Raw genomic sequence first — 6011 nt, 5'->3', positions numbered from 1 at the left:
ATCATCCCCGCGGCAATCGCGCGGACCACGACCGCGCGGCGGGCCAGCGCCGACTCGAGTGCCTGCCGCGCGAGGTCGACACGCACGTTGAGCCGGTCGAGGCGGTTGGCGGTCTGGAACGCCCAGCCCATCGCGAATGCCGCCAGCACGATCACGATGATCACCACGATGCTCAGTCCCGACAAGGTCATCCGCGCCGCCCCTAATCCGTCACGACGACCGGGCCGGCCCCGACCGTCACGGTCTCGTAGACACGCAGGATCTGGTCTGCCACCCGCGACCAGTCGTAGCGGTCGGCGCGCCGACGACCCGCCGCGACCAGGTCGGCGCGGGCCTCGTCGTCGGAGAGCAGGTCGATGAGCGCGGCCGCGAGGTCCTCGGCCGACCCCGTCGGCACCAGCCGCCCGGCGCGCCCGTCGTCGAGCACCCGCCGGAAGGCATTGAGATCGCTGGCGACCACAGCGGCACCGGCCGCCATCGCCTCGACCAGCACGATGCCGAAGCTCTCCCCGCCGAGGTTGGGCGCGCAGTACACGTCCGCCGAACGCAACGCGCGTGCCTTCGTCGCGTCGTCGACCTGGCCGAGGAACACGAGGTGATCCGACAGCTTTCCGGCGCGGCGGCGCAGGGCTCGTTCGTTACCGCCGCCGACGATGAGCACCCGCAGATCAGGGAATCTCTCGACGACGTCGGGCAGCGCGCGCATCAGGATGTCGATCCCCTTGCGGGGTTCGTCGTAGCGCCCGAGGAACAGGATCGAGTGCCCCGGCCATGGATAGCCGTCCAGCGGCTGCGCCGCGGCGAAGCAGCCCACGTCGATACCGTTGGGGATCTCCACCGCATCCGAGCCCAGCGATTCCATCTGCCAGCGCCGGGCCAGCTCGGATACCGCGATCTTGCCGGCGATGCGTTCGTGGTAGGGCCGCAGGATGCCCTGGAAGACGGTGAGCCACAACGAACGCGTCGTCGAGGTGTGGAAGGTCGTGACGATGGGTCCGGAGGCCACCATCAGCGACAGCATGGAGATGCTCGGCGAGTTGGGTTCGTGCACGTGCAGGACGTCGAAGTCACCCTCGGCGATCCACTCCCGAAGACGCAGATAACCTTTCGGGCTGAAGTTCACCCGCGACACCGAACCGTTGTACGGGATCGCCAGTGCCGGACCCGCTGACACCACATACGGCGGCAGCACGGTGTCGGGGGCCGCGGGGGCCAGCACGCTGACCTCGTGGCCGCGTTCGATGAAGACCTTGGCCAGTTCCACCACGTGCGCCTGGACGCCGCCGGGGACGTCGAACGAGTAGGGGCACACCATGCCGATCCTCATCGTCCGTGTTCCCGGGTCGCGGCATCGTCGGCGGTCGACGGAGACGATGCATCGGTGCCCTCGATGCGGGCGCGCCGGGCTGCCGACCAGTCTGCCTCCCACAGCGGCTGCAGCATGTGCCAGTCCTGCGGGTGCGCGGCGATGTTCGCGGCGAATGCGTCGGCGAGAGCCTGCGTCGTCGGACCGACGCCGCCGGAGACGTCGATGGGCGCACCGCAGGAGATGCGCGACGTCGGCGCCTCGGTGAACCAGTGGTGCACGGGTAGCAGGCTCGCACCGGTCTCGATGGCCAGGCGGGCCGAGCCCGCGGGCATCCGGGTGGGCTCACCGAAGAAGGTCACCGGGACACCGGTGCGGGCCAGATCCCGCTCGCCGAGCAGGCAGACGATGTCGCCGGCGCGCAGACGGTCGCCGAGCACATCGAACGGGCGTTGCTCACCACCGCTGAGGGGGAGAATCTCCAACCCCAGCGATTCCCGGTAGGAGACGAAACGGTCGAACAGCGACTCCGGCTCGAGGCGCTCGGCGACCGTCGCGACCCCCCGGCCGTAATGCCGGACCAGCCAGACCCCGGCCATGTCCCAGTTGCCGCTGTGCGGGAGCGACAGGACCACTCCCTTGCCACGCTCGAGCGCCGCGTCCAGATTGGCGCGATCGGTGTCGGGCACCGTCACCGTGGCGGCCATCTCGGCGAAATCCTGGGCCGGGAGACGGAAGGCCTCACACCAGTACCGCGCGTAGGAGCGCACCGCGGCGGCCACCAGGTCGTCGGGCACCGCGTCGGGTGTCGTCCCGATCACGCGCGCCAGGTTGCGCCGCAACTGGGCGGGCCCACCGTGCCGACGGCCGGCCAGGTCGCCGAACCTGTCGAACACGCCGCGGGCCAGCCGGTCCGGTGCGTATCGGACGGCCGCCCACCCCGCGGCGTAGCCCAGGTCGGACAGTCTGGCCGTGACGGAACTCATCGGATCCTCGCTCGTCGGATCATCTCCCGGATCACCACGGGTGTCAGTGTGTCCCGGCCTGCGGCTGCGTGCCCGCCGCCGGCGGCTCGCCGCCCCCGTCGGGTCTGTCACCGTCGGGATTGTCACCGTCGGGTTTGTCGTCACCCGGTTTGCCCAGTGGGATCAGATCGCGGGCGCCCGGTGAGGAGTAGATCGACCACATCCGTTGCCCGACGGTGATGACCGACAGCACCGCGAGCACCCACATCGCGATGTGGATGGCCCACCACACGCCCAGTCCGGTGAAACCCGCGCCGACCAGCACGATGATCAGCCGGTCCGGTCGCTCGATCCAACCGCCGTCGCCGTTGAGGCCGCTGGCCTCGGCACGCGCCTTCGCATACGAGATCACCTGGGAGGTGACCAGGCAGATCAGGGTCGCGACGAGCAGCAGATCATGGGGTTCGGTGACCGCGGCCCACCACGCCAGCCCGGCGAAGATGGCGCCGTCGGCGATCCGATCGCAGGTGGCGTCGAGCACCGCGCCGAAGCGGGTACCGCCGCCGCGGGCCCGCGCCATCGCACCGTCGAGCATGTCGAACATCACGAACAGCCAGATGACCAACGTGCCGGCGAACAGATACCCCATCGGAAACAGCGTCAGCGCCGCGGCGATCGTCGCCGCGGTGCCGATGAGCGTCATGAGATCCGGGGTGAGACCGGTCCTCAGCAGCGCGTGCCCGATCGGCAACGTCACCTTCGACACCGAGGCCCGCCCCCGGATGCTCAACATCTGCCCGCTCCTCTCGTCCCCCGCCCGACCGGGCTCACGACTGTTCGAGCCATGCGGCCGCGAGCAGCGACCGGGTGTCGCGCAGCAACTGTGGCACGACCTTCGTCTCTCCGACAACAGTGATGAAGTTCGCGTCGCCGACCCAGCGCGGCACGATGTGCTGGTGCAGGTGCTCGGCCAGCGAGCCGCCCGCGGCGTAGCCGAGATTCAACCCGACGTTGAACGCGTTGGGATTGGACACCGCCTTGATCGTGCGGATCATGCGCTGGGTGAAGGACATCAGTTCCGAGGACTCCTCGGGAGTCAGATCCTCCAGTTCGGCGACCTGACGGTAGGGCACGATCATCGTGTGACCCGGGTTGTACGGGTAGAGGTTGAGCACCGCATAGACGGTCTCACCGCGCGCGACGATGAGCCCGTCCTCGTCGGACATCAGGGGGATGTCGAGGAACGGATGCCCGGTCGTCTTCGCCGACGGCGGCGGATCGGCGGTGATGTAGGTCATCCGGTGCGGGGTCCACAGACGCTGCAACCGGTCCGCGTCGCCGGCGCCGCAGTCACGGATGACCCGTGTCGGATCGACGGCGTCCTGCTCAGCCATCGACGGTGTCCGCGGTCGGGGAATCGTTGCGGCGCTGGTCGATCCACTCGCAGATGAGTTCGACGGCGCGGTCCACCGGGACCCCGTTGACCTGGGTGCCGTCGCGGAAGCGGAAGCTCACCGCCCCCGCTGTGACGTCACGCTCACCGGCCAGCAGCATGAAGGGCACCTTGGCCGTGGTGTGGGTGCGGATCTTCTTCTGCATCCGGTCGTCGGAGTGGTCGACGTCGGCCCGGACCCCCCGGGAGCGCAGCGTGTCGACGACGCCCTGCAGATGGTCGCCGAAGGTATCCGCGACCGGGATGCCGACGACCTGGACCGGCGCCAGCCATGCCGGGAACGCACCCGCGTAGTGCTCGGTCAGGACACCGAAGAACCGCTCGATCGAGCCGAACAGCGCCCGATGGACCATCACAGGACGCTTCTTGGTCCCGTCCGAGGCGGTGTACTCGAGCTCGAACAGCTCCGGCTCGAAGAAGTCGAGCTGCAGTGTCGACATCTGCCACGTCCGGCCGAGCGCATCCTTGGCCTGCACCGAGATCTTGGGTCCGTAGAAGGCGGCGCCCCCGGGATCGGGGATCAGGTCGAGACCTGACGCCTCGCCGACCTTGCGCAACGTCTCGGTGGCCTCTGCCCACACCTCGTCGGTGCCGACGAACTTCTTCGGGTCCTTGGTGGACAATTCGAGGTAGAAGTCGTCGAGGCCGTAGTCCTTGAGCAGCTGCAGCACGAACTGCAGGGTGCTGGTCAGCTCGTCGACCACCTGCTCCTGGGTGCAGTAGACGTGCGCGTCATCCTGGGTGAAGCCCCGTGCACGGGTCAGACCGTGCACGACACCGGACTTCTCGTAGCGATACACCGAGCCGAACTCGAAGAACCGCAACGGCAGTTCACGGTAGGAGCGGCCCCGCGAGCGGTAAATCAGATTGTGCATCGGGCAGTTCATCGGTTTGACGTAGTAGTCCTGCCCCGGCTTGCGGATGGTGCCATCGTCGTTGTACTCGGCATCGAGGTGCATCGCCGGGAACATGCCCTCGGCGTACCAGTCGAGATGCTTGGACACCTCGAACAGGTGTCCCTTCGACAGATGCGGGGTGTTGACGAACTCGTATCCCGCGGCGACGTGCCGGGCACGGGAGAAGTCCTCCATCTCCTTGCGGATGATGCCGCCCTTGGGATGGAACACCGGCAACCCCGAACCGAGTTCGTCGGGGAAGCTGAACAGGTCCAGCTCTGCGCCCAGCCGGCGGTGGTCGCGGCGTTCGGCCTCGGCCAGCAGATCCAGATACGTGTCGAGCGCCTCCGTCGACTCCCACGCGGTTCCGTAGACACGTTGCAGATCGGCGTTGTCCTGATCGCCGCGCCAGTACGCCGCCGAGGAGCGAGTCAGCTTGAAGGCCGCAATGTACTTCGTCGTCGGCACATGTGGTCCGCGGCACAGGTCGCACCAGATGCGTTCACCGGTGCGCGGGTTGAGGTTGTCGTAGGCGCTCAGTTCGGCGCCGCCGACCTCCATCACCTCGTTGTCGGCCGCGGCACCCTTGTCGTCGATGAGTTCGAGCTTGTACGGCTCGGATACGAGTTCGAGTCGTGCCTCGTCCTTCGACCGATAGACCCGCCGGGAGAACCGCTGCCCCGACTTGACGATCTGCTTCATCTTCTTCTCGATGGCCGCGAGGTCCTCGGGGGTGAACGGTTCGGCGACGTCGAAGTCGTAGTAGAAGCCGTCGCGGATGGGCGGGCCGATACCGAGTTTGGCCTCCGGGAACAGCTCCTGCACCGCCTGCGCAAGGACGTGGGCGGTGGAATGGCGGATGACGCTGCGGCCCGCCTCAGTGTTCGCGGCTACCGGTTCGACGTCGGTGTCGAGTTCCGGAGTCCAGGACAGATCACGCAGCTGACCTGCGGCGTCGCGTACGACGACGACAGCCTCGGGTCCCTTGTTGGGCAGCTCATGCTCGCGCAGCGCCGTGCCCGCGGTGGTCCCGGCCGGCACACGGATGGTGGTGGCGCGGGACACGGTGAGGTCGTCGGGCACTTCGGGGCACTCCTCGGGGTCTGCCGTACACGAGGACGCGCACGACGGGAAACGGATGTCTGCAGCTTGATGTTATCTGCGCCGATCATCCTCGCCGCACCCCCACCGCAATCGCCCACCGCGCCGGTGCCGAGGCGCGTGCGAGCGCCGCGAGGCACGGGTGAGCGCCGTTTCGGTCCGACGCCGCTCAGCCCGGGGCGCGGATCGCGGTACGATACCGGCGTCGACGACGCCACGCAGCGACACCATCGGGCGACCAACGGGTGGGCTATGACACCAACCGGATCGGATCTGTTCCACCCACTTCC

At 68.1% G+C, this 6011-nt stretch carries 5 protein-coding genes and 1 pseudogene; all 6 read right to left on the bottom strand.

Annotated features, from left to right (window positions below; genetic code table 11):
- Positions 1-191, bottom strand: a pseudogene (locus GORHZ_RS05710) (NUDIX hydrolase); the annotation flags it as partial.
- Positions 192-202: 11 nt separating this feature from the next.
- The gene (locus GORHZ_RS05705) at positions 203-1327 is read right to left on the bottom strand and encodes a glycosyltransferase family 4 protein (RefSeq protein WP_040530313.1); all 1125 of its coding nucleotides are present in this window, start codon (positions 1325-1327) and stop codon (positions 203-205) included.
- On the bottom strand, positions 1324-2292 hold the full coding sequence (locus tag GORHZ_RS05700; protein ID WP_006331165.1) for a phosphatidylinositol mannoside acyltransferase: 969 nt from the start codon (positions 2290-2292) through the stop codon (positions 1324-1326). The genes GORHZ_RS05705 and GORHZ_RS05700 overlap by 4 nt, the downstream gene beginning before the upstream one ends.
- 43 nt (positions 2293-2335) lie before the next feature.
- Positions 2336-3064, bottom strand: a complete 729-nt coding sequence (gene pgsA, locus GORHZ_RS05695; protein WP_006331164.1) for a phosphatidylinositol phosphate synthase — start codon at positions 3062-3064, stop codon at positions 2336-2338.
- Between the two features lie 34 nt (positions 3065-3098).
- Positions 3099-3665, bottom strand: coding sequence for an ATP adenylyltransferase (locus GORHZ_RS05690; RefSeq protein WP_006331163.1), 567 nt, complete (start codon positions 3663-3665; stop codon positions 3099-3101).
- Positions 3658-5703 (bottom strand): threonine--tRNA ligase, encoded by a 2046-nt coding sequence (gene thrS, locus GORHZ_RS05685; RefSeq protein WP_006331162.1) that lies wholly within the window; start codon positions 5701-5703, stop codon positions 3658-3660. The genes GORHZ_RS05690 and thrS overlap by 8 nt, the downstream gene beginning before the upstream one ends.
- Between the last annotated feature and the right edge of the window lie 308 nt (positions 5704-6011).

It is taken from the genome of Gordonia rhizosphera NBRC 16068 (genome assembly GCF_000298195.1).
Classification (GTDB): Bacteria; Actinomycetota; Actinomycetes; order Mycobacteriales; family Mycobacteriaceae; genus Gordonia; species Gordonia rhizosphera.
The sequence above is the reverse complement of the archived record's forward strand: the minus strand, read 5'-3'. Positions and strand labels throughout refer to the sequence as shown.

Coding starts and splice junctions, on each gene's coding strand:
- pgsA (WP_006331164.1), bottom strand. CDS start 3,064: ATGTTGAGCATCCGGGGGCGGGCCTCGGTGTCGAAGGTGACGTTGCCG.
- GORHZ_RS05690 (WP_006331163.1), bottom strand. CDS start 3,665: ATGGCTGAGCAGGACGCCGTCGATCCGACACGGGTCATCCGTGACTGC.
- GORHZ_RS05705 (WP_040530313.1), bottom strand. CDS start 1,327: ATGAGGATCGGCATGGTGTGCCCCTACTCGTTCGACGTCCCCGGCGGC.
- GORHZ_RS05700 (WP_006331165.1), bottom strand. CDS start 2,292: ATGAGTTCCGTCACGGCCAGACTGTCCGACCTGGGCTACGCCGCGGGG.